Raw genomic sequence first — 20,746 nt, 5'->3', positions numbered from 1 at the left:
TTTCTCTAAAATCATTTGCCGATCACGCCAAAGTATATTTCTTCACACTCCTACCCTCGTGCGCCATTACTTCTTCTATCCAATCGGCGATATTTTGCCAATAATATTGCGGCTTTTCAGATGGCCTATCAGTCTGAGTACCTTCATCATTCAACACAACGGGAACACCCTGCTCTGCACCGGCTTCAAGCAACATCCAAATACTGCCTTCATGGGTATCGGCATGAGCTGCTTGATGTTCATATGCCCAGCCAACCGCAGCTTGTCCGCCATTTTGCACAGACTGCATCGCCAGCAATAATGGATGAAAGCAGGTATCTATATTATTGTCGGCAGCCACAACCAAAGTTGCACCATGCGTTCCTAACGCTTGCGCGGCATGAAATACTGGGGAGTTGTGCAGATTGGCGATAAAGTCAAACGGCATCGCGGCGTGATGGTTCAGCACATTATCTGCCATTTTTTCAAATACGGATGGTGAAGAAAACGGCGTACCGAGAAAAACAGCACAATCAGAACGGATTTTGCTTTGTTCCTTTAGCTGCCCTGCACCAAGCGCGGCAAGCAGGCTTAACCGACTGAGACGGCGGGTATCCATACCGCTTTGCTGCTTTAAGGTTTGTTTGAGGATTTTACCGTCGGTGCCGGCATCAGTATCAAAACGCACAGCGGCGGTAATACGGATATTAGGATTTACGGTTGCCATTGCCATACCAAAGATGTGTTGCTGCCGCCAAAACCAAACTGATTGGCCAAACAGAAAAAGCTGCCTTTTTGTAAAGTCGCGCACTCGGAAAAACAAATTTCCCGCCCCTGATAATCGTTGCTTCCGCCTTGTTTTAAAGCGGATAAAAGCAAAGCCGTTTCAAGGGCTGCCGTTGCGCCAAGCGTGTGTCCGATTTGCGGCTTGAACGCCATCAAAGGCGGCAGTGTACCGAATATATTTTCCAGTGCGGCCAATTCAGCGGCATCGCTGTCAGCCGTGCCGATACCGTGTGTTTTAACGGCTGCAATACTTTCAGGAGCGATGCCTGCAATATCTAACGCACGGCGCATTACCTGCTCTTGCGCTTGGCCATCGCTTTGAATCAGGTCATTGCCTGTATTGGCGGCGTGTCCGATAAGTTTCAGACGGCCTGAAGAAGATTCGGGAGCAGCGGAAGATAAGGCAAGTGCGGCAACACCTTCGCCTAAAATCAAACCGTTTCTGCCAAAAGGCCGATACTGTTCGGCCAGCAAACCCAAACTGTGAAAATGCAGCAAAGTCAGCCGGTTGAGGTTTTCAATACCAAGCACAAAGGCACGCTCCGCCCCGTCGCGCAAACAATTATCCGCCTGAATCAGCGCATGGGCAGATGAAGTGCAGGCAGTAGCGAAACTGAAAATCTGCCGATTGCCGCTGCGCCGGCGCAAATCTTCGGCAAGATAAAGCAAATTGTGTTCTTCTACCGCCCTATTGCCCGCAAAATGGCGGTTTTCATATTCGGAGATGGAATAGGAACTGGAACCGATAAACACCGGCGCATCATGCCAGCTTTCAGACGGCCAGCCTGCATTTTCGGCGGCTCGGCGCAAATGTTGTTCGGCAATATCCGCAAATTCCTTCCGCCCCAAACTGTCGCCTGCGAATGCACGAAAATAAGCAGCCTGCTGCGGTTGGTTTAAAAACGTATAAGACACCGCATCAGGCCGTCTGAAATCCGTTTGCGGATTCAAGGCAGAAGTGGCCGCCGTACCGCAAACCCAACTCACGCGCCATGCTCCGCACGAATAAACGCTGCCAAATCGCGTACGCACATCATATGTTTGCGCACCATCCGGTCGCCCTGCAGGCGCACTTGGAAATACTGTTGCAAGGCAACGCTGATTTGCAGTGCATCAAGCGAATCCAAACCGACCGGACTGCCATCGCCAAACAAAAGTGCATCGTCGGTGAAATCATCCATATCCACATCGTCGGCCTTATCGGCCTCTTGTACGATTAACTTTTTCAATTCCGTTTCCAGCTCGTGCTCAGCCAGTGTAAAGGTGTAAGACATTTTTTAAACTCCCATTTTTATCTCATGAAGCAATAGCTCATTTTAGCGAAACTCGCTACACTCGTTTTAGCAAAACTCGCTACGCTCGTTTTCAGACGGCCCGAACTTTATGCAAAATCGCCCCAAAGCGTCTGCATGGCGGCGATGGCCGCAAGTGAGGCGGTTTCGGTACGCAACACCCGTTTACCAAGCGTAACGGATTGAAAACCGGCATCAAATGCCTGCTGCTCTTCCTTCTCCGTCCAGCCGCCTTCCGGGCCGACCATAAACACGACTTTGCCGGATTGCGGCCGAACATCGCTCAGTTTTTGTGCGCGGTTCAAGCTCATTAACAGTTTGGTCGTTTCCTGCGGCAACTGCTGCAGAGCCTGTGCATAAGTCGTCAGCGGCAAAACCTTCGGCACAATATTGCGGCCGCTTTGTTCACACGCCGAAACGACGATTTCCTGCCAACGCGCTACCCGCTTTTCTGCACGTTCGCCACTCAAGCGGACGACACAGCGTTCGCTGATGACAGGACGAATTTCTGCCACGCCCAATTCCACGCTTTTCTGTAAAGTGAAATCCATGCGCTCGGCGGCGGATACCGCCTGTACCAACGTAATGTTCAGCGGCGATTCGTTGTCCGTTGCCTCTTCACGCAAAATCCGCACGCTGGCGCGGCGTTTTTCCAAAACTTCGGGCAAAGCCGGATATACCTTGCCATTGCCGTTGAACAACACGATTTCTTCCGTGTTTTTCACGCGCAATACATTCAAATGGCGCACCACATTATCGGGCAATTCGACCACGCTGTCGGGGCTTAAGGCAAAATCAACATAAAATCGGGGCATGGTTTCCTGCTTTATTCATGTATATAATTTGAACTTTCGTGAACGAAATTGAAACACGGCGACGACATACACTTGCCTGCCTGATTTTGATTTCATCCACTATAATTTGAAAACTTCCCGAATTTTAATCCACTGTCACGCAAAACTGCAAAAAACAAGGATACGCCGTGCTATACCGTTTACAGAAAGTCGTCCGCCACATCGCCCAAACCGAAGTCATGCCGCGTTTTCTGAACACGCCGTCACGACGCAAGGAAGACGGTTCGGTTTTGAGTGAAGCGGATTTGGCCGCACAAACCGCTTTTGCCGCCGCCCTGCCCTTATTGGAAGATTGTCCGATGTTGGGCGAGGAGATGAGCGTTCAGGAGCAAACCCGTTTGTGGAACGAACATTCAGACGGCCTGTGGATTGTCGATCCTATCGACGGCACAAACAACTTCGTCAACGGTTTGCCGCATTTTGCCGTATCCGTCGCACTGGTTAAAAACGGCCACGCCGAATTGGGCGTGATTTACAATCCGGTCAGCGGCGAATGTTTCTATGCCGAACGCGGCAAAGGCGCATTCCTCAACGGTACGCCACTACCGCTGCGCTCCGAAAACAAAAAACTCAACGAATCCATTGCCGGCGTAGAAATCAAATACCTGCGTTCGGGCAAACTCGCCAGCCGCATGAATACCCTTGCCCCATTCGGCACAATCCGCAGCATGGGCAGCAGCACGCTCGATTGGTGCTATCTTGCCAGCGGCCGCTACGATATTTATATCCACGGCGGACAAAAGCTGTGGGACTACGCTGCCGGCGCATTGATTTTTGAAGAAGCCGGCGGCTGCCTGACTACTTTGGAAGGCGACGATTTTTGGAGCGGCGAACATGTATTCAAGCGTTCCGTCATCGCCGCATTGCAACCCGAACTGTTTCAGCAATGGGTGAAATGGATTCGAGAAAATCAGTAAAAATGCCGTTTATCTTCAAAAAATCACGATTATCTTGCAATTTATTGAAATTATTTCACTTCTTAACAGCATTTAATACTAAAAACGGTAGAATATTAATCGCTGACACAACACCGCTCTTTCATCCCTTTTGGGCGGTGCAGCAAGTAAGACGTTTTCCCGCAATGTATTGGCCATTCATACTTCTCCCTTAGTATGAATGGTTTTTTTTATCTGCAAAAACCGCTCAGGCCGTCTGAACGTTCAGACGGCCTCTGTTTACACTACTATTTGAAAAACTGTCCGCAACACGCCTTAAACTTTTTGCCCGAACCGCACAAACAAGGCTGTTTCATCGTCGGCAAAGCAACGGTCGGATCCATAAAGTACCAACGCCCATCTATTTTCACAAACGCCGACAATTCATGATGGCACTCTGTTTGCCCGTTCTCTTTAAAATACGCCTCAAACTCGACCAAAGCATGCAGCTTGCCAAACGGCACATGACGGATAACCTTCAATCCCGACCACTGCGTCTGCTTACTCCATGCCGCCAAATCCTGCTTATCCAACAAATTCTGCTGCGCAGGGACAGTCGTGTCCACGATATAGTCGATTTCCTGCAAAACATACGCGCTGTAACGCGAACGCATCAACTCTTCCGCCGTCGAGGTCGCCACCTCACACGCATGAAACGGTGCGCAACATTCCGTATAAACACGCCCCGACTGACAGGGGCAAAGTGTAGCCGTCATTCCTAATTACCCGAATAAATCCATTTCAAAATTATAACGTAAACCCGACTCAGGCCGTCTGAAAATGAGTGTAGCGAGTTTCGCCAAAACGATTGTAACGAGTTTACCAAAACGAGCGTGGAGAGTTTCGCTAAAATAAGCAAAGCGGGTTTCGCCAAAACAAACGCAACAATCTGATATAATGCGCCTTTTCGATTTTGACTATCCATGATGACCATTCCCATCCAAAGCATCAGCCGCCTGTTGCCGCAAACCCAATGCCGTGAGTGCGGTTATGAAGGCTGCCTACCCTATGCGCGCGCCCTGTCGGCAGGAGAAGCATCGGTAAACCTGTGCGCACCGGGTGGGGAAACCGTCATGAAAGACCTGGCCGACCTATTGGGCAAGCCCTACCTCGCGCCGGCAAAAACACAAATCAAAGCCGTAGCCCTGATTGACGAAGCCGTCTGCATCGGCTGTACCGCCTGTATCCGCGCCTGCCCTGTCGATGCCATTATGGGCGCATCCAAACTGATGCACACCGTCATCAGCGACGAATGCACCGGCTGCGGCTTGTGCGTTCCCCCCTGCCCCGTCGACTGCATCGACATGGTTCCCGTATCGCAGCCCTTCCTGCCGTCCGCACGCCGTTTCAGCACCTCTGCCGAACCGCGCTTTGCCGCCGCCGAACACGCACAAAGCCGTTTTGAACGCCATACCGCGCGCAAACAGCGCGACGATGCCGAACGCAAAGCCCTGCTGGCGCAACGCGAAGCCGCCGTCAAAGCCAAACAGGCCGCACAGGCACAAACCCAAACAGCCGCACCAAGCGCCGCATTCAACCCCATGGATTTGATTGCTAAAGCCATGGCAAAAGCGCAATCGCAACAGGACAAACTCGTCTCCTCCGACAACCGCGAAGACTTCAAAGCGCGCCAAATCGAAGAAGCCAAAGAACGCGCCGAACTGCGCCGCGCCCAGCGTGATGCCAAATACGGCAACGAAGCCGAAAAAGCCGCCGCCATCGAGTTTCTGCGCCGCTACAAAGCCGAGCAGGAAGCGGCCAAAGAAGCGCGCTGATTTCCAAAACAACAAACCCATTCTGACCGCATCAGGCCGTCTGAAAACATTGCACGAAAACCAATAACTTTATGACCACACAAGAATTTCCACACCAGCATACCGCCCATTGCGAAAGCGGTGTGATGTCCACCCTACTCAAATACCATGGCCACAATTTAGACGAAGCCATGATTTTCGGCATTGCCCACGCACTGACATTTGTCTGGATGCCGCTGATCAAATTAAACGGCATGCCGCTGGTTTCCTACCGTACCGCGCCGCGCAGCATCATCAAAAACACCTGCAAAGCATTGGGGCTGAAATTATCCGTCCGCAAATTTTCCGACGCACAAAGCGGACAAGCCGCATTGGATGCCGCGCTGTCCTCAGGCAAGCTGGCAGGTTTGCAAACCTCCGTCTTCTGGCTGCCGTATTTCCCGCCGCAAATGCGCTTCCATTTCAACGCACACAATCTTCTAGTATACGGCAAAGACGGTAACGACTACCTCATCAGCGACCCCGTATTTGAAACCGTACAACGCTGCGCCGCCGAAGATTTGCAACGGGCGCGCTTCGCCAAAGGTGTATTGGCGGCAAAAGGCATGATGTACACGCTGGAAAACGACAGGTCGTCTGAAAAAGTTCAGGCCGACTTGCCCGCCATCATCCGCAAAGCCATCCGCAAAAACGCCAAACAAATGCTCGCACCGGTCTTTTTCATCGGCGTAAAAGGTATCCGCACGCTGGCCAAAAAAATCGAATCCCTGCCCGCCAAACAAAACGACAAATACCAAAAACTGTTTCTCGGCCATTTGGTACGGATGCAGGAAGAAATCGGCACCGGCGGCGCAGGTTTCCGCTACATCTACGCCTATTTCCTCGAACAGGCCGCCCATATCTGCAACGAACCTGCGTTTCAGACGGCCTCAGAACAAATGACCGCCATCGGTGACCAATGGCGTCAATTCGCAGCAATGTGCGTGAAACAATGCAAAAAACCATCTGAAAACGGCTGCCGCAACATCGCCGAATTTCTACGCAAAATTGCGGATAATGAAGAAGCATTGTGGCGCGGATTATTGAAATAATCAGGATTTATTCGTTCCCGATTAATCTACCGTGGATTATTTTGACATTCAGGCCGTCTGAAAACTAAAAGAAATTAAAAATGCGTTACCTAGCTACTGTCTTATTCTTGTGTTCCGCCTTAACCCATGCCGCGCCGCCGGACGGCTTTGCCTTGGTTCATGATGCCGACGGACATACCAACTTACGCGAAAGCCCCGATTTGAATGCCAGAGTCTTGGCAAAAATCCCCAACGGCACACCGTTGAAATGTTTGGGTGATGGTGGCGAAGGCAGTTTGAGTTTCTGTACTGCCCAACTGCAACAACCTGCCGCAGAAGACTACGGTTTCATCCATTACAGCCGTCTGATATTTCCCGCCTCCGATAAAAGCTTCGCCCGACTGCGCGAACAATCCGGTCATGACGATACGCTGACTTTGTCCGGTAGCGGACAAAAGGTACACATCGTTGCCCGCCGCATCCATCCAAAACTCAGCGACTTCTCGGGCATCAACAAAGACAAATACACCGCGCGGCTCTATCGAGGCAAACCTTTCTATGGTACAGACTATGACATTCCCAAAAGCGTGTTCGCGCTTGAACGCATCACGCTAAACGGTCAAGCGGTTCCCGCTGCCGAACTGCAAGGACTCTTTTCGCCCGATTTTGCCTCCACCGCACGCGACAGCAATGTGTATCACGGCTGGGAAGCCTATTATCGCGACAGCAATAAGACGCTTTATCTGTTCGGCAGACAAGGTTCGGACGGTGATCCCTTCGGCGTCTGCTTTATATTTAAGGACGGCAAATTCCAGCGCCGTTATTTATGGGGTGCTGCGATTTAAATATCGCTCGAAAAGGCCGTCTGAAACCATGATTCAAATCCAATCCCTCTCCCACCGTTATCCCAAAGCCGAAACTGCCGCGCTGGACAATGTGTCGTTCGATATTGCCGACGGCGAATGTTTGGGGCTGCTCGGTCACAATGGTGCGGGGAAAACGACGCTGATGTCGCTTTTGGCAGGCTTGCAGGAAGTACGGCAGGGCGAAATTTTGTTTGACGGCAAACCGTTGCGCCTGTTGAGCCGCAGCGAGCGGCAGAAAATCGGTTTGGTGCCGCAGGATTTTGCGTTTTATCCGCAGCTTTCTGTGTGGGACAACTTGCTGTTTTTCGCTTCGCTTTACAAAGTGCGCGACAAAGGCCGTCTGAATGCGCTGTTGGAACAGACCGACTTGACCGCCCACAAAAACAAGGCGGCGAAGCATCTTTCGGGCGGGCTTAAACGCCGTCTGAATTTTGCCATCGGCCTGATTAACACGCCGCAACTGGTGTTCCTAGACGAAATCACGGTCGGCATCGACCCGCAGTCGCGCCGCTTTATCCTCGACAGCGTGGCAGATTTGACGCGGCAGGGGGTAACGGTGGTTTACACCTCGCACTATCTGTCGGAAATCGAGCAGCTTTGCGGCAAAATCGCGCTGCTGCAACACGGCAAACTGGTGTATCACGGCGGTTTGGACGAGCTTTTAAGTACGCAAACCGGTGTCGTGCGTTTTACTGTCGAACCGCCGCTGCCGCCTCAAACGCTGGCCGCTTTGGGTGCTAAGCGAGTGGACAGCCGCGGCATGATGGAAACCACATACGATGCCGCCGCCGTTTACGCCGCCCTGCAAGAAAGCGGCGCGCAAATCCGCTACTTCCAGCAGGGACACGGTTCGCTGGAAACGTTTTACCTTGATTTCCTGCGCAAAGACGAACCGGCAACAGATAAGCAAAATCCACAATGACGACTTCCTCCCTCCTCAAAGAACTCAAATTGCTCTGCCGCGACCTGCACGGTTTGGCCGTGTTGTTTGTGATGCCCATCGCCTTCATGCTGATTATGTCGTTGGCGCTGAGCCGCGACCAAGACCCACACACCGACAGCCGCATCGCTCTGGTCGGCACAGCAGACGACAGCCTCAATACTGCGCTGGCAGCCGCGTTGGAAAAAGAGCAGATTCATGTCACGCTGATGCCGTCTGAAAAACTGACCGACGCGCAAAACGGCCTGCACGACAAGCGTTTCCAACTGGTGCTGCACAACCCGAACGCCGCCTCCGACAAAATCGCCGACAACAAAGCCTTGCAAATCTATGTACCGCCCGATACCGAGCCTTCGTGGCTGGCGGCGGTCAAAGGCGTTTTGCAGCAGCACTACACCCAAACGCGGCTGGACGCTTATTTTGACAACAACGAAGGCATCAAAATCAACAATAAAAAACTGCCCCGCTCTATCCGCAAAGACATCCAGAAAAAAGTCGATGAAAAAAACGACGAGCAATTCGCCGCCGTGCAAACCTTTTTAGATAAAAAAATGCTGGAAGAACACTATCTGAGCGCAGGCAGCGGCAAGGTTGAAAAACCCAACGCAGTACAGCACAGCGTACCCGCATGGCTGATTTTCGGTATGTTTTTCATCATGATACCGCTGTCGAACGTCATGGCGCTGGAACGCCAGACCAACACCATCACCCGCCTGCGTCTCGCCCGCGCCTCCGCGCCCGGCCTGATTGCCGCCAAACTCGTCCCCTATTTCCTGATTAACCAGCTTCAGTTTGTCGGAATGCTGCTGCTCGGCCGCTACCTTCTGCCCGAAATCGGCATACCCGCCCTCATACTCAACGGCAGCCTTGTTCCCTACGCGCTGCTGTCCGCCGCCGTCAGCGCCGCCGCACTTGGCTACGCGCTGTTAATCAGTGTCTGCGCCAAATCTACCGAACACGCCGTCGTCCTCGGTGGCGGTGGCATCATCCTGATGGCGGCAATCGGCGGCATTATGGTACCCGCCCACGTCATGCCCGAAACCATGCAGCAACTCACTTGGATTTCCCCGATGGCTTGGGGCTTGAAGGCTTTTCAGGAATTGCTGCTCAACCGCAGCGGACTGGACGGAATCGGCCGTTATCTGCTTTTATTGTCTACATTCTCTTTTGCCACACTGACTGCTGCCGTATTGGTTTATCGTAGGCAGTTGCAGACGCAGGTAAGGTTTTAAACCGTTTGTCTGCACTAAGTAGAAAACTTATTTCTCAAAACCATTCCTACAAAACTTCAGGCCGTCTGAAAATATCTTTCAGACGGCCTGATGCCTGATGTGCTATGGATTGTTTCAATAACAAAATACTCAACAAAATCCTAAAATCCAAACGTAAAAAACCTGCTTTTTTCAAAGCAGGTTTTCATATTTGGTGGGTCGTGAGCGATTCGAACGCTCGACCAACGGATTAAAAGTCCGCTGCTCTACCGACTGAGCTAACGACCCGATAAGTTGCGCATTATAGAGACGGGTCTCACAGCTGTCAACACTTTTTTAAACTTTTTTATTCGACGACGATTTTCGGGAAGCGGCTGCTGAAGTCTTTGCCTTTATCGGCAATGGCTAGTGCGATTTGGAATGCGGCTTCGGTGTAGATGTCGGCGATGGTTTGGTTGTTTTCAAACAAGGCCGAAGATGTGCCGCTGTCCATGGCTTCGCGTACAGGCAGGCTCAACGGAAGCTGGCCGAGCAACGGTACGTTCAAACGCTCTGCCAAGTTTTTACCGCCTTCTGCGCCAAAGATTGCTTCGGCATGGCCGCAGTTGGAGCAGATATGGACAGACATGTTTTCTAAAACGCCCAAAATCGGGATATTGACTTTGTTGAACATATCCACGGCTTTTCGTGCATCAATCAGGGCGATGTCTTGTGGCGTAGTGACGACAACGGAGCCGGTCACGGGGATTTTTTGCGACAGAGTCAATTGGATATCGCCTGTACCCGGTGGCAGATCGATGAAGAGATAATCGACATTGTCCCACTCGCTTTGAAACATCAGCTGTTGCAAGGCTTGGCTGACCATCGGGCCGCGCCAAACGACGGCTTGGTCGGTATCGACCAGGAAACCGATAGACATTACTTGAATGCCGCTTTCGGCTTCAACGGGAATCAGTTTTTTGTTTTGTTGGTCGGGTTTGCGGTCTTGTACGCCGAGCATGGTGGGCTGGCTTGGGCCGTACAGGTCGGCATCGAGTACGCCGACACGCGCGCCCATCCTGGCCATTGCGGTGGCAAGGTTGGCAGTGGTCGTTGATTTGCCGACACCGCCTTTACCGGATGCAACAGCGATGATGTTTTTCACGCCTTTGATGGTTGCTACGCCGGGTTGGACTTTGTGCGTACCGATTTCGGTATCGATACTTAAGTGGATATGCGTGTCGCCGGTATGGGCCATGACGGCTTCTTGGAGGGCGTTGGCAATGTCTGCGGCAATATGGGCAACTGGGAATGCGAATTTCAGGCCGATATGCAGGCCGTCTGAACGCTCTTCAAGGAGTGTAACGGCTTTTTCGCTGCCTAAGGTGCGCATTGTGTGGGGAATCAATACGGCATCGAGTGCGGTTCGGATGGCTGGGATATTCATAATCTGCCTCTTGAATGTGGGAAATTGTTTATGTGCGCGATTTGTCGTGCGACAAATCTGCCGAATTATACCCTTGAACGCCATGCAAGGGATACGCCCGAAAAACTTCAGGCTGCCTGAAACATCGGGCAGCCTGAAAAGAGAGTCAACTAAAACGCGGCCTTATTCGCTCAAGAGCGCAATGTCGGCAACTGCGTTCATTTGTTCTGCCAAGCGGTTCAGCAAGTTCAAACGGTTTTGTTTCACGGCGGCATCTTCGGCCATCACCATCACGCCGTCGAAGAATGCGTCGACTTGCGGTTTGACGGAAGCCAGCTCGGACAAAGCAGTTTGGAAATTGCCTTCGGCAACGGCAGCGGAGATTTTCGGCTGCAAACCTTGCGCGGCGGCGTACAGGGCTTTTTCTTCGTCTTGTTGCAGCAGGCTTTCATCGACTTCGCCCAACTCTGCATCGGCTTTTTTCAGCAGGTTTTGCACGCGTTTGTTGGCGGCGGCGAGTGCGGCGGCTTCGGGTAGTTGTTTGAATGCGGCGACGGCTTGCAGTTTGGCGGTCAAATCGTCCAAACGGCGCGGCTGTTTGGCGAGTACGGCAGCGACGATGTCTTGCGGATAGTCGTTCTGCAATAACACGGCCAAACGCGCCTGCATGAAGTCGGCGGTTTCAGACGGCGTTTTCTCGTTGAGCAAACCTTTGGGGAAGTTGTAGAAGGTCGTCTGAATCAGCCCGTTTACGTCCAAACCGTACTGCATCAACATCCGCAAAATACCCAAGGCGGCGCGGCGCAGGGCGTAGGGGTCCTTGTCGCCGGTCGGAATCAGACCGATGCCCCAAATGCCGACCAAGGTTTCCAGTTTGTCGGCCAGCGCAACGGCGGTGGCGACTTTGCCGTTTGGCAGGTTGTCGCCGGCAAAGCGGGGTTGATAGTGCTGCTCGATGGCTTCGGCGATTTCTTCGGTTTCGCCGTCCAAGCGGGCATAGTATTTGCCCATGGTGCCTTGCAATTCGGGGAACTCGCTGACCATTTCGGTTACCAAGTCGGCTTTGGCCAAACGCGCGGCGCGTTCGGCTGCGGCAGCGTCCGCGCCCAATGCTTTGGCGATGTGGGCGGCAATGCTTTGCAGGCGTTTGATACGCTCGGCTTGTGAACCGATTTTGTTGTGATAAACCACGCTGGACAATTTCGGCAAGCGGCTTTCCAAAGTCGCTTTTTGGTCTTGTTTGTAGAAGAACTCGGCATCAGACAAACGCGCGCGCAATACGCGTTCGTTGCCTTGGATGATGTGTGACGGGTCTTCGGTTTGCAGGTTGGACACTAGCAGGAAGCGGTTCATCAGCTTGCCGTTTTGATCGAGCAACGGGAAGTATTTTTGGTTTTGCTGCATGGTCAGAATCAAGCATTCTTGCGGTACGGCGAGGAAGTGTTCTTCAAAACCGGCTTCTAATACCACAGGCCATTCGACCAATGCGGTCACTTCATCCAGTAATGCTTCATCGGCTGCAACAGTCGCGTTCAGACGGCCTGCCTGCTCGTTCAAGGCCGTCTGAATGGCGGCTTTGCGTTCGGCAAACGATGCTTCCACTTTGCCTTGCTCGCGCATTTGTGCGGCGTAGCTGTCGGCATTTTCGATGGCGATTTCGCCGCTGGAGAGGAAGCGGTGACCCAATGTTTTGTTGCCGCTTTGCAGGCCCAAAACGCTGACGTTTACGATGTCGCCGCCGTGCAGCACGATCAGGCTGTGTACAGGGCGCACGAAGGTAAATGTGCTGCTGCCCCAACGCATGACTTTAGGAATCGGCAGTTTTTTCACTGCGGCATTGATGATGTCTTCCAAAAGCTCGCCCAGCGGTTTGCCGGTTTGGACGTACTCGTAGGCGTACACGTCTTGCTTGCCGTCGTTGATGATGGTCAGGTCTTCGATTTTCGCACCTGCACCGCGCGCAAAACCTTCCAAAGCCTTAGTTGGCACACCGTCTTTCATGGCATTCGCCACGGCCGGGCCTTTTTTCACGATTTTTTGATCGGCTTGAACGGCTTTCACGTTTTTGACTTGAACGGCCAAACGGCGCGGAGAAGCGTAGGCAGTGTATTCGGCTGCGCCGTCAATCAGTTGCGCTTTTTCCAAGCCTTCGGCAACGGAAGCGGCAAAATGGTTGCCCAGATTATTGAGGGCTTTTGGCGGAAGTTCTTCAGTGAGAAGTTCGATTAAAAGGGTTTGGGTTGTCATGTGCTTATCGTTTTAAATAGGTTTAGCATCTGAAACGGCATGATGCGGTTTCAGATGCAAGGTTAATTGAATTGACGGCGATTTTATCATTTTCAGACGGCCTGTGGCTGTCTTTCACAAACAATTTGCCCGATTTTCAAGCAACTTCGCCCGCAACGGCTTCAATTTGCGGCGCGGATATACGGCAAACCGCTGGTTTCGTCGTATTCGGGAATGTCGCTTCCGGCAAACAGCGCACCGGCCAAACGTACGGCCGCGCCGGTAACGGCCGGGGAAATCATAAAGCCGTGGCGGAACAGGCCGTTGACTTCAATCAGGCGGCGTTCGCGGTTGAAGCGGATTTCGGGGTTGTGGTGGTTTAAAGTCGGGCGCAAGCCGGTGGCCAGTTCCAAAAGGTTTGCCTCGCCAAATGCCGGATGCACGGCATACAGCGCGGACAAAAGTTCCAAACCGGAACGCACGCTGGCCGGCGCTTGGCTTTCGCTTTCAATTTGGGTCGCACCAATCACAAAAATATGGTTTTCCTTCGGCGCGATGTATAAAGGATAGCGCGGATGCAGCAGGCGCACGGGGCGGGACAGCTCGATTTCAGGGGCGTAAACGCGCGCCACTTCGCCGCGAATGCCGCGCAAAATACTTTCAGACGGCCTGTTCCACGCGCTTTTTGCGCCGTAACCGCGGCAGTCGATGACCCAATCGTATTGCGCCGCCAAATCTTCGACTTCGCGTTCGCACAACCAATGACACGCTACATTCATTGATTCCAAAGCATCGGCAAGCGCATTCAATACCTGCCGTCCGTCCAACTGCCCTTCTGTCGGCAGATACAGGCCGTCTGAAAACCGCCCAGCCAGTTGCGGTTCGTTTGCTGCAATTTCATCCGCATTCCAACGTATGGTTTCATGTTCCGCCACACCGCCGCGCTTCAAATGACGGGCAAACTCGGCAGAAAGCGGCTTGTCCTGCGTGTGCCAAACAATCAGGCTACCGTTTTCCTGCATCATCACCGGCGTATTTAGACGGCCGACAATCGCGCGCCAAAGCGCAATGCTTTGTTTGCCCAAACGAATGACTTCGGGCGTTGCCTCCACCGCTTCGGCAGACGGCGCCAACATGGCCGCGGCAACATAAGCGGCGGCTTGCGCGCCATCGCGTTCGCCTTTCTCAAACAACTCGACCGAAATTCCCTGCTCTGCCATTTGGAACGCCATCAGACGACCCGAAAGACCGCCACCGAGTACCGCAACCTTAGACATCAGTTTCTCCTTGTTTTTAATATCTAAATAAGCAGCATATTTTAGAACTTGTTTTGCTGTATCACAATATCGACAGAAAATGAGAACAGTCTTTGCAGATCATGCTTAAGCTAAATCAGTACTACGTAAACAAAAAATCTTCCTTACATAAAACCTACTATAATGTCATCTTTTGACATATTCACATTCACTCAGCTTCATTGCACCTGTTGATTGGTTTTGATGCACCCATTTGATTTTACAAGGAATAATGATGAAAAGCTTGGGCAGTACTTTATTTATCCTCGGCATAAAGGTAAGAACATGCAAGAACTAGAACAAGAAAATAGTAAAAAACAGGAAGTAGCAGACAACGTTGCCATGACCAAGTTGCAAGATGTGTTCAATCTTGCACATGACCAAGCTCATCCTGACAAAATCGATTCCGTCATTCGTGCCAATACTCGGGTGTCCGGAACCAATATGTGGGTATTGATATTTGCCATTGCTGTGGCGAGTATCGGTCTGAATGTCAACAGCACGGCGGTAGTGATCGGCGCAATGTTGATTTCGCCGTTGATGGGGCCGATAGTCGGTATGGGTTATGGTTTGGCGGTCGGCGATACTACGCTGATCCGCCAAGCGGCACGCAATATTATTATATTTGTCGTCATCAGCTTGATTACCGCTACGTTGTATTTCCTGTTAACCCCGCTTAAAGAGGCGCAAAGTGAGCTTTTGGCGCGTACTCAGCCGACTCTTTGGGATGTGTTGATTGCCTTCTTCGGCGGTAGTGCGGGCATTGTGGCGCAGACCCGAAAAGAAGGAGGCAATGCCATACCGGGTGTGGCGATTGCGACCGCATTGATGCCGCCACTGTGTACCGCGGGCTACGGACTGGCTCATGGCAACTGGCAATATTTTTTCGGCGCTTTTTATCTGTTTGCCATCAACTGCGTGTTCATCGCTTTTTCGACCTTGTTGTTTTCCAAGCTGCTCAAGCTGCCGCGCAGGGGGTTGGTAACGGAATCCAAACGCCGGTTGCAAAGTATCATTATTACCGCCGTCGTACTGGCTGTGATGATTCCGAGCGGCTATATGGCATCAGGACTGGTGCGTCAGGAGATCTTCAACACCAAAGCCAATTCCGCCATTGCCACCGCACAGCAACAGGAAGGTTTTTTCGTGCTGCGTAAGATTTTGAACCACAGAGAAAATATGGTCGGTCTGATTGTCAACGGAAGGGGCAATGCTGAGAAAATTTCTGCCTTATTGGTGAAGAGCCTTGAAGTGTCAGGTGTGAAAGCGCCGAAGGTCAACGTGGTCTATGCGGGAGGGGACGATGCTAAAATCGAAGAATTGCTGGCAAGCCGAAACAACTCGGCGCAGCAGCAAAATGAGTTGAAAGAGCAACAAGCCTACATAGATACCGTGCTTGCAGGTAAAACTGCCGGTGCTGACGATGCTGCGGTACTCAAGGAATTAAAAGCCCAATATCCGGAAGCGGAAAAAATCGTTGTCGGACGCGGCTTGGTTTGGGAGAAAGCGCAAACGGCACCCACTACACAGGAGCAGCCTGAAAGCAGTCAAAACAAACAGGCAGACATAAGTAACGATATTGTCGTGGTCTCGCTCGAATTTAAGGAGCCTCTGCCTGCCAAAGATCACGAACGCTTACAGGCGTGGTTGAACCAGCGTTATGAAGGTACAGCGGTGCGCTTGTTAGTCAATGCTAAAGTTTTGGACAAATAGCCATTCTCCAAAATATTTGGGGCTAACGTAGATTAGCTCTAAATTCGACACCAATCCCGCAGGATTTTAAACCGTTGAGACGGTATGCCGAAGTTAAACCGAAATTCGCATTCTTTCAAGAACAGCGGAAAAGATTTGCGATCGATTTGGCATTCGGTTTGAATTATATGAACGCGGTACCAAAAGTTTTGGCCTGGATTTACGAATGGGTCGAAGATACCGCCCTATGGATTAAAGCAGGCATTACGGGTAGTGGCGCTTTACTGTGGTTGGCAGGCAACTTCCTTGAAAAACCTGCAGAGGCAGAACAGGAAGAGGAAGAAGAATAAATACCATAAAAGGCCGTCTGAAAAGTTTCAGACGGCCTTTTTATTAGGTTCACCAAACAACGTTTTTTTATGCCCGAAAGTATGCCTTAATCGGATAAATTGCTACTTATCCGAACTTCACTTCTGCTCCGAATACTTCCTGCCATAGTTTTCGCACATTGCCATAGTGGGTCAGCAATTCGTCCGTTACTTCGGTTTTTTTTGCATCGCGCAGTTTGGTGTTGTGTTGCTGCTGGCGGTAGAAGCGGTAGGCGGTGCGGCTTTGTTCGGCGAGGGTTTTGTCGATGAGGCCGCAGTCGGCGGCGATGTTCAAGAGGGCGATGTTGCCGTAGTTGTCGAGGAGTTGCGGATATTTTCGGGCATGGGCAAGGATGAGGTATTGGACGATAAATTCGACGTCGACCACGCCGCCACGCGCGTATTTGACGTTGCTGTCAACCGGCGGGTGGGTGGGGAACATTTTTTCGCGCATCTCGATGATTTCGCCTGCCAAGGCGGTTTGGTCGCGTTCGGCGGTGAGGATTTCGGTGCGGATGCGGTCGAAGGCCGTCTGAATTTCGGGTGTGCCGCAGATGAAACGGGCGCGGGTGAGGGACTGGTGTTCCCATGTCCATGCGTTTTCGCGCTGGTATTTTTCGAAGGCGGCGATGCTGTGGGCGAGGAAGCCGGCGTCGCCGTTGGGGCGCAGGCGCAGGTCGGTTTCGTAGAGGCTGCCTGCGCCGGTGGCGGCGGAAAGCCAGTTGGTCAGGCGGCGGGCGAGGCGGCTGTATACGTCGCCTGCGTCGGGATGAGGATCGTCGTAGAGATAGACGAGGTCGAGGTCGGAGGCGTAGCCGAGTTCTTTACCGCCGAGTTTGCCGTAACCGACGACGGCGAATTGTGGGGTATCGCGGTGTTTTTTGGGCATGTCCACCCATGCGCACGGCAGGGCGGCGGCGAGTATGGTGTCGGCGAGGGCGGAGAGTTGGTCGGAGAGGGATTCTACCGTCCACAGTCCGGCGAGGTCTTGGACGGCGAGACGGAAGATTTGGGCGTGTTGGAAGCGGCGCAGGGTGTCCATTTGCGCTTCGGTGTCGCCGCCGCAGGCTTTGAGGTCGTCTGAAAGGGCGGTGGCAAGCGCTTGCCAGTCAAATGCGGTATCCAAAAGCTGCGCGCTGATGAGTTCGTCCAGCAGAATCGGATATTTGCTCAGATACGCCGCCACCCATGAGCTTTGGCTCATAATCTGCGCCAGTTGCGCCAAGGTTTGCGGATGTTCGTTGAGGAAGGCGAGATAGGCGGAGCGGCGGCTGATGTTTTCGAGGAAGTCAAACAGCCGCATCAGCGTATCGGTCGGGTTGGTTTGCTCGGACGCCGCCTGTACGAACAGCGGCACAATGGCGTCAAAACGCGGCTGGGCGTGGGCAGAAAGGTGGCGGTATTTATGGCCGTTTCGGATTTGGTCGAGCCTTGCGGCGATGGTTTCGGCATCGAACCCGTGTTCTTTCAGACGACCTTGCCGCTCTTCTTTATCGGGCTTTTCCTGCCATGCCCATTGCCATTCGCTGTTGTCCTGGGTTTGCTCTTCGGGTTCGCTCAAAATTTCATTGAACAACTGATTGACCTTGGCGCGGTGGGCGTTGAGGCCGTCTGAAAAGGCGGCGTAGCTGTCGAAACCCATACTTTCGGCGAGCAGTTGCTGCTGTTCGGGCGAGGCGGGCAGGGTTTGGGTTTGCTGGTCGTCCCAGTATTGCAGGCGGTGTTCGACGTCGCGCAGGAAGCGGTAGGCGGCAAGCAGGGTTTCGACGTTTTCAGACGGCATGATGCCCATCTCGGCAAGTTTTTTCAGCGTTTCCTGCGTGCCTTTCAGTTGCAGCGCGCGCATTTGGCCGCCGCGTATCATCTGGAAAATCTGGGCAATAAACTCGACTTCGCGGATGCCGCCCGCGCCGAGTTTGATGTTGTCCGCCATGCCTTTTTTGCTGACTTCGCTGCGGATTTGGCGGTGCAGGTTGCGCATTGCCTCATACGCGCTGTAATCCAGATATTTGCGGAACACAAAGGGGCGCACCAGCGATTTGATGTCGTTCGGATACGGTGTAACCACGCGGCCTTTGCACCACGCGTAGCGTTCCCATTCGCGCCCCTGCGTGATCAAATATTGCTCCAGCGCGGTTTCGCTCAAAACCAGCGCGCCCGAATCGCCGTCCGGCCGCAGCCGCATATCGACGCGGAACACTTGCCCGTCGGCGGTAATGTCGTTCAGCAGCGCAATCAGTTTCTGCCCGACTTTGGTGAAAAATTCCTGATTGCCCCGTTCGCGCCTGCCGTCGGTGTCGCCTGATTCGGGATAGACGAAAATCAAATCGATGTCGGAAGACACGTTCAACTCATAGCCGCCCGCCTTGCCCATCGCCACCACGCTCAAATGCTGCGACGATTTGGTATAACGCCCGATCGGTGTGCCGTACATATCCCGATAATAGGCGTAGGCGAAATCCAGCGCGGTATTGACGGCAAAATCGGCAAACAGCGTAATCGTGCGGGTTACTTCGTTCAAATCGCTGATGCGGTTTATATCGCGCACGATAATCTGCGACACGACATAACGGCGCAACTCGCGCAACTGCCGCGCCAATTCTTCCTCGTTTTCTTCCGCGCGGATTTTTTCCCAGTCGGCAAAGGCTTGGAAATCCGCTTCGGTTAAAACCTTGTCCAACATAGGCAGGAAAATTTCGGGCTTGAGTTTGCCGTTGTCGAGCTGGCGGGCGAGAAAAAGGGAATAACGGCGGGCAGTATCGAGGCGGTTCATAATCTTTGCCTTGAATAAACAGAAAAGACCATCATAGCAAGGTTTCAGGCCGTCTGAAACCCACGCTTTCCCCTATCCGTGCAATCGGCTAAAATACCAACCTTTACAACCCCCACATAAGGAAACCGCCATGACCCGTATGGTTCACTGCGTCAAACTCGGCAAAGAAGCCGAAGGCATGAAATTTCCGCCGCTGCCCAACGAACTGGGCAAACGCATTTTTGAAAACGTTTCCCAAGAAGCATGGATGGCTTGGACCCGTCACCAAACCATGCTCATCAACGAAAACCGCTTAAGCCTTGCCGACCCCCGCGCACGCGAATACCTCGCCCAGCAGATGGAACAATACTTCTTCGGCGACGGTGCAGATGCCGTACAAGGCTATGTTCCGCAAGAGCCTAAATAAGCATTGAAAAGCCAAGGCCGTCTGAAACCCGATTTTCAGACGGCCTTTAAAATTCCCGATTGCCCCGCATATTAGGTTAGGCAAATAGAACAGATAAATCATACAAACCCATGATTCTCTGTTAAAATCCAAATTTCATTCATTTCCAATCCACACTGGAGCAAACGCCATGCAAAACGACGTTTACGACTATACCTCGCAAGGCTCGGTTGCCAAAAATACCGTCCTGCAAAAAACCTACCGCCTGCTCGGCCTGTCTTTCATTCCTGCCGTTGCCGGCGCGTTCTTTTCCGCCAAAACAGGCTTTAACATTTTCGCCATGTTCGGTTCATACTATGTTGCCCTGGCCGCCTTCTTCGGCTTCTTCTACGGCATGACCTTCCTGATCGAGAAAAACCGTTACAGCAACGTCGGCGTAGCCCTGTTGATGATCTTCACTTTCGGCATGGGCCTTGCCATCAGCCCTATGTTGCAATACGCCTTAGCGATTAACAACGGCGCGCAAATCGTCGGTACGGCCGCCGCCATGACCGCCGGCGTATTCTTCACCATGTCCGCTATGGCACGCCGCACCACAATGAACATGAACAAACTCGGCAGCTTCCTCGGTGCCGGTGCGATCGTGCTCATGATTGCCGTTGTGGCCAACATCTTCCTCAACATCCCTGCCCTGAGCCTGACCATCGCGGCCGGCTTCGTTGTCTTCAGCTCCCTGATGATTATGTGGCAGGTGCGTACCGTTATCGACGGCGGCGAAGACAGCCACATCAGCGCGGCGCTGACCATCTTCATCTCCATCTATAACATTTTCAGCAGCCTCTTGAGAATCCTCATCTCTATTAGTGGTGACGACTGATAAAGCCGCAAAGGCCGTCTGAAATTTCAGACGGCCTT

General features: G+C 52.5%; 19 protein-coding genes, 1 tRNA gene and 1 pseudogene. 10 read left to right on the top strand and 11 right to left on the bottom strand.

What is annotated here, in order from left to right; all coding sequences use genetic code 11:
• Positions 1–22 precede the first annotated feature (22 nt).
• The 4 genes from HMPREF3052_RS10605 to HMPREF3052_RS10590 form a co-directional block, all read right to left on the bottom strand.
• Positions 23–712: a hypothetical protein gene (locus tag HMPREF3052_RS10605; protein ID WP_070749787.1), complete on the bottom strand. Its 690-nt coding sequence runs from the start codon at positions 710–712 to the stop codon at positions 23–25.
• Positions 694–1,752, bottom strand: coding sequence for a beta-ketoacyl synthase N-terminal-like domain-containing protein (locus tag HMPREF3052_RS10600; RefSeq protein WP_070749786.1), 1,059 nt, complete (start codon positions 1,750–1,752; stop codon positions 694–696). Before HMPREF3052_RS10600 ends, HMPREF3052_RS10605 begins: the two co-directional genes overlap by 19 nt.
• Positions 1,749–2,039, bottom strand: coding sequence for an acyl carrier protein (locus tag HMPREF3052_RS10595; RefSeq protein ID WP_070749785.1), 291 nt, complete (start codon positions 2,037–2,039; stop codon positions 1,749–1,751). Before HMPREF3052_RS10595 ends, HMPREF3052_RS10600 begins: the two co-directional genes overlap by 4 nt.
• Positions 2,040–2,146: 107 nt before the next feature.
• Positions 2,147–2,872, bottom strand: a complete 726-nt coding sequence (locus HMPREF3052_RS10590; RefSeq protein WP_070749784.1) for a 16S rRNA (uracil(1498)-N(3))-methyltransferase — start codon at positions 2,870–2,872, stop codon at positions 2,147–2,149.
• Between the two features lie 167 nt (positions 2,873–3,039).
• Between HMPREF3052_RS10590 and HMPREF3052_RS10585 the strand changes: the two genes are divergently transcribed.
• Entirely contained in the window at positions 3,040–3,828 is a 789-nt protein-coding gene (locus tag HMPREF3052_RS10585; RefSeq protein WP_003684681.1) for an inositol monophosphatase family protein, read from the top strand.
• A 266-nt stretch (positions 3,829–4,094) separates the two neighbouring features.
• Here HMPREF3052_RS10585 and HMPREF3052_RS10580 read toward each other — a convergent pair whose 3' ends face one another.
• Positions 4,095–4,562 carry a YchJ family protein gene (locus tag HMPREF3052_RS10580; protein ID WP_070749783.1) on the bottom strand — a complete coding sequence of 156 codons (468 nt, stop codon included), beginning with the start codon at positions 4,560–4,562 and terminating at the stop codon, positions 4,095–4,097.
• Between the two features lie 210 nt (positions 4,563–4,772).
• Here HMPREF3052_RS10580 and HMPREF3052_RS10570 point away from each other — a divergent pair, with 210 nt between their 5' ends.
• The 5 genes from HMPREF3052_RS10570 to HMPREF3052_RS10550 all read left to right on the top strand — a co-directional run bounded on the left by HMPREF3052_RS10570 (position 4,773) and on the right by HMPREF3052_RS10550 (position 9,708).
• A complete protein-coding gene (locus HMPREF3052_RS10570) occupies positions 4,773–5,621 on the top strand; it encodes an RnfABCDGE type electron transport complex subunit B (protein WP_070749781.1) in 849 nt (282 codons plus the stop codon).
• A gap of 71 nt (positions 5,622–5,692) precedes the next feature.
• Positions 5,693–6,691, top strand: coding sequence for a BtrH-related acyltransferase DarH (locus tag HMPREF3052_RS10565; protein WP_070749780.1), 999 nt, complete (start codon positions 5,693–5,695; stop codon positions 6,689–6,691).
• Between the two features lie 80 nt (positions 6,692–6,771).
• Complete coding sequence (locus HMPREF3052_RS10560) at positions 6,772–7,515, top strand: SH3 domain-containing protein (protein ID WP_070749779.1); 744 nt, start codon at positions 6,772–6,774, stop codon at positions 7,513–7,515.
• A gap of 28 nt (positions 7,516–7,543) precedes the next feature.
• Positions 7,544–8,458: an ABC transporter ATP-binding protein gene (locus tag HMPREF3052_RS10555; RefSeq protein WP_070749778.1), complete on the top strand. Its 915-nt coding sequence runs from the start codon at positions 7,544–7,546 to the stop codon at positions 8,456–8,458.
• Positions 8,455–9,708, top strand: a complete 1,254-nt coding sequence (locus tag HMPREF3052_RS10550; protein ID WP_070749777.1) for an ABC transporter permease — start codon at positions 8,455–8,457, stop codon at positions 9,706–9,708. The genes HMPREF3052_RS10555 and HMPREF3052_RS10550 overlap by 4 nt, the downstream gene beginning before the upstream one ends.
• Before the next feature lie 191 nt (positions 9,709–9,899).
• Here the strand turns inward: HMPREF3052_RS10550 and HMPREF3052_RS10545 are convergent.
• The 4 genes from HMPREF3052_RS10545 to HMPREF3052_RS10530 form a co-directional block, all read right to left on the bottom strand.
• Positions 9,900–9,975 (bottom strand) — tRNA-Lys (locus tag HMPREF3052_RS10545).
• Positions 9,976–10,033: 58 nt separating this feature from the next.
• Complete coding sequence (gene apbC / locus HMPREF3052_RS10540) at positions 10,034–11,113, bottom strand: iron-sulfur cluster carrier protein ApbC (RefSeq protein WP_070591815.1); 1,080 nt, start codon at positions 11,111–11,113, stop codon at positions 10,034–10,036.
• Positions 11,114–11,275: 162 nt separating this feature from the next.
• Positions 11,276–13,339 (bottom strand): glycine--tRNA ligase subunit beta, encoded by a 2,064-nt coding sequence (gene glyS / locus HMPREF3052_RS10535; RefSeq protein ID WP_070749776.1) that lies wholly within the window; start codon positions 13,337–13,339, stop codon positions 11,276–11,278.
• 161 nt (positions 13,340–13,500) lie between these two features.
• Positions 13,501–14,595, bottom strand: a complete 1,095-nt coding sequence (locus HMPREF3052_RS10530) for an FAD-dependent oxidoreductase (protein WP_070749775.1) — start codon at positions 14,593–14,595, stop codon at positions 13,501–13,503.
• A 303-nt stretch (positions 14,596–14,898) separates the two neighbouring features.
• Here HMPREF3052_RS10530 and HMPREF3052_RS10525 point away from each other — a divergent pair, with 303 nt between their 5' ends.
• Positions 14,899–16,326 carry a TIGR00341 family protein gene (locus HMPREF3052_RS10525; protein ID WP_070749774.1) on the top strand — a complete coding sequence of 476 codons (1,428 nt, stop codon included), beginning with the start codon at positions 14,899–14,901 and terminating at the stop codon, positions 16,324–16,326.
• 38 nt (positions 16,327–16,364) lie between these two features.
• Here the strand turns inward: HMPREF3052_RS10525 and HMPREF3052_RS12100 are convergent.
• Positions 16,365–16,529 (bottom strand): annotated as a pseudogene (locus HMPREF3052_RS12100) (IS1595 family transposase); the annotation flags it as partial.
• Between HMPREF3052_RS12100 and HMPREF3052_RS10520 the strand changes: the two are divergent.
• Positions 16,494–16,655, top strand: a complete 162-nt coding sequence (locus HMPREF3052_RS10520) for a cell division protein (RefSeq protein ID WP_070633190.1) — start codon at positions 16,494–16,496, stop codon at positions 16,653–16,655. The pseudogene HMPREF3052_RS12100 and the gene HMPREF3052_RS10520 sit on opposite strands and share 36 nt — an antisense overlap.
• 106 nt (positions 16,656–16,761) lie before the next feature.
• On the opposite strand, the gene glnE is transcribed toward HMPREF3052_RS10520, so the two are convergent.
• Positions 16,762–19,446 carry a bifunctional [glutamate--ammonia ligase]-adenylyl-L-tyrosine phosphorylase/[glutamate--ammonia-ligase] adenylyltransferase gene (glnE, locus tag HMPREF3052_RS10515; protein ID WP_070749773.1) on the bottom strand — a complete coding sequence of 895 codons (2,685 nt, stop codon included), beginning with the start codon at positions 19,444–19,446 and terminating at the stop codon, positions 16,762–16,764.
• Positions 19,447–19,576: 130 nt separating this feature from the next.
• On the opposite strand from glnE, the gene HMPREF3052_RS10510 reads away from it, so the two are divergent.
• Both HMPREF3052_RS10510 and HMPREF3052_RS10505 read left to right on the top strand, forming a co-directional pair.
• Positions 19,577–19,852 carry an oxidative damage protection protein gene (locus HMPREF3052_RS10510; protein ID WP_003682648.1) on the top strand — a complete coding sequence of 92 codons (276 nt, stop codon included), beginning with the start codon at positions 19,577–19,579 and terminating at the stop codon, positions 19,850–19,852.
• 169 nt (positions 19,853–20,021) lie between these two features.
• Positions 20,022–20,708: a Bax inhibitor-1 family protein gene (locus tag HMPREF3052_RS10505; protein ID WP_003684643.1), complete on the top strand. Its 687-nt coding sequence runs from the start codon at positions 20,022–20,024 to the stop codon at positions 20,706–20,708.
• Positions 20,709–20,746 lie beyond the last annotated feature (38 nt).

The organism is Neisseria sp. HMSC056A03 (assembly GCF_001815685.1).
Lineage (GTDB): Bacteria > Pseudomonadota > Gammaproteobacteria > Burkholderiales > Neisseriaceae > Neisseria > Neisseria subflava.
This window is presented reverse-complemented; position numbering and strand designations above follow the sequence as displayed.

Bases quoted from the DNA above. Each gene is read 5' to 3' on its own strand.
- HMPREF3052_RS10530 (WP_070749775.1), bottom strand. From the start codon at position 14,595: ATGTCTAAGGTTGCGGTACTCGGTGGCGGTCTTTCGGGTCGTCTGATG.
- HMPREF3052_RS10565 (WP_070749780.1), top strand. From the start codon at position 5,693: ATGACCACACAAGAATTTCCACACCAGCATACCGCCCATTGCGAAAGC.
- HMPREF3052_RS10555 (WP_070749778.1), top strand. From the start codon at position 7,544: ATGATTCAAATCCAATCCCTCTCCCACCGTTATCCCAAAGCCGAAACT.
- HMPREF3052_RS10590 (WP_070749784.1), bottom strand. From the start codon at position 2,872: ATGCCCCGATTTTATGTTGATTTTGCCTTAAGCCCCGACAGCGTGGTC.
- glnE (WP_070749773.1), bottom strand. From the start codon at position 19,446: ATGAACCGCCTCGATACTGCCCGCCGTTATTCCCTTTTTCTCGCCCGC.
- HMPREF3052_RS10505 (WP_003684643.1), top strand. From the start codon at position 20,022: ATGCAAAACGACGTTTACGACTATACCTCGCAAGGCTCGGTTGCCAAA.
- HMPREF3052_RS10580 (WP_070749783.1), bottom strand. From the start codon at position 4,562: ATGACGGCTACACTTTGCCCCTGTCAGTCGGGGCGTGTTTATACGGAA.
- HMPREF3052_RS10525 (WP_070749774.1), top strand. From the start codon at position 14,899: ATGCAAGAACTAGAACAAGAAAATAGTAAAAAACAGGAAGTAGCAGAC.
- HMPREF3052_RS10605 (WP_070749787.1), bottom strand. From the start codon at position 712: ATGGCAATGGCAACCGTAAATCCTAATATCCGTATTACCGCCGCTGTG.
- HMPREF3052_RS10560 (WP_070749779.1), top strand. From the start codon at position 6,772: ATGCGTTACCTAGCTACTGTCTTATTCTTGTGTTCCGCCTTAACCCAT.
- HMPREF3052_RS10570 (WP_070749781.1), top strand. From the start codon at position 4,773: ATGACCATTCCCATCCAAAGCATCAGCCGCCTGTTGCCGCAAACCCAA.
- glyS (WP_070749776.1), bottom strand. From the start codon at position 13,339: ATGACAACCCAAACCCTTTTAATCGAACTTCTCACTGAAGAACTTCCG.
- HMPREF3052_RS10550 (WP_070749777.1), top strand. From the start codon at position 8,455: ATGACGACTTCCTCCCTCCTCAAAGAACTCAAATTGCTCTGCCGCGAC.
- apbC (WP_070591815.1), bottom strand. From the start codon at position 11,113: ATGAATATCCCAGCCATCCGAACCGCACTCGATGCCGTATTGATTCCC.
- HMPREF3052_RS10595 (WP_070749785.1), bottom strand. From the start codon at position 2,039: ATGTCTTACACCTTTACACTGGCTGAGCACGAGCTGGAAACGGAATTG.
- HMPREF3052_RS10520 (WP_070633190.1), top strand. From the start codon at position 16,494: ATGAACGCGGTACCAAAAGTTTTGGCCTGGATTTACGAATGGGTCGAA.
- HMPREF3052_RS10510 (WP_003682648.1), top strand. From the start codon at position 19,577: ATGACCCGTATGGTTCACTGCGTCAAACTCGGCAAAGAAGCCGAAGGC.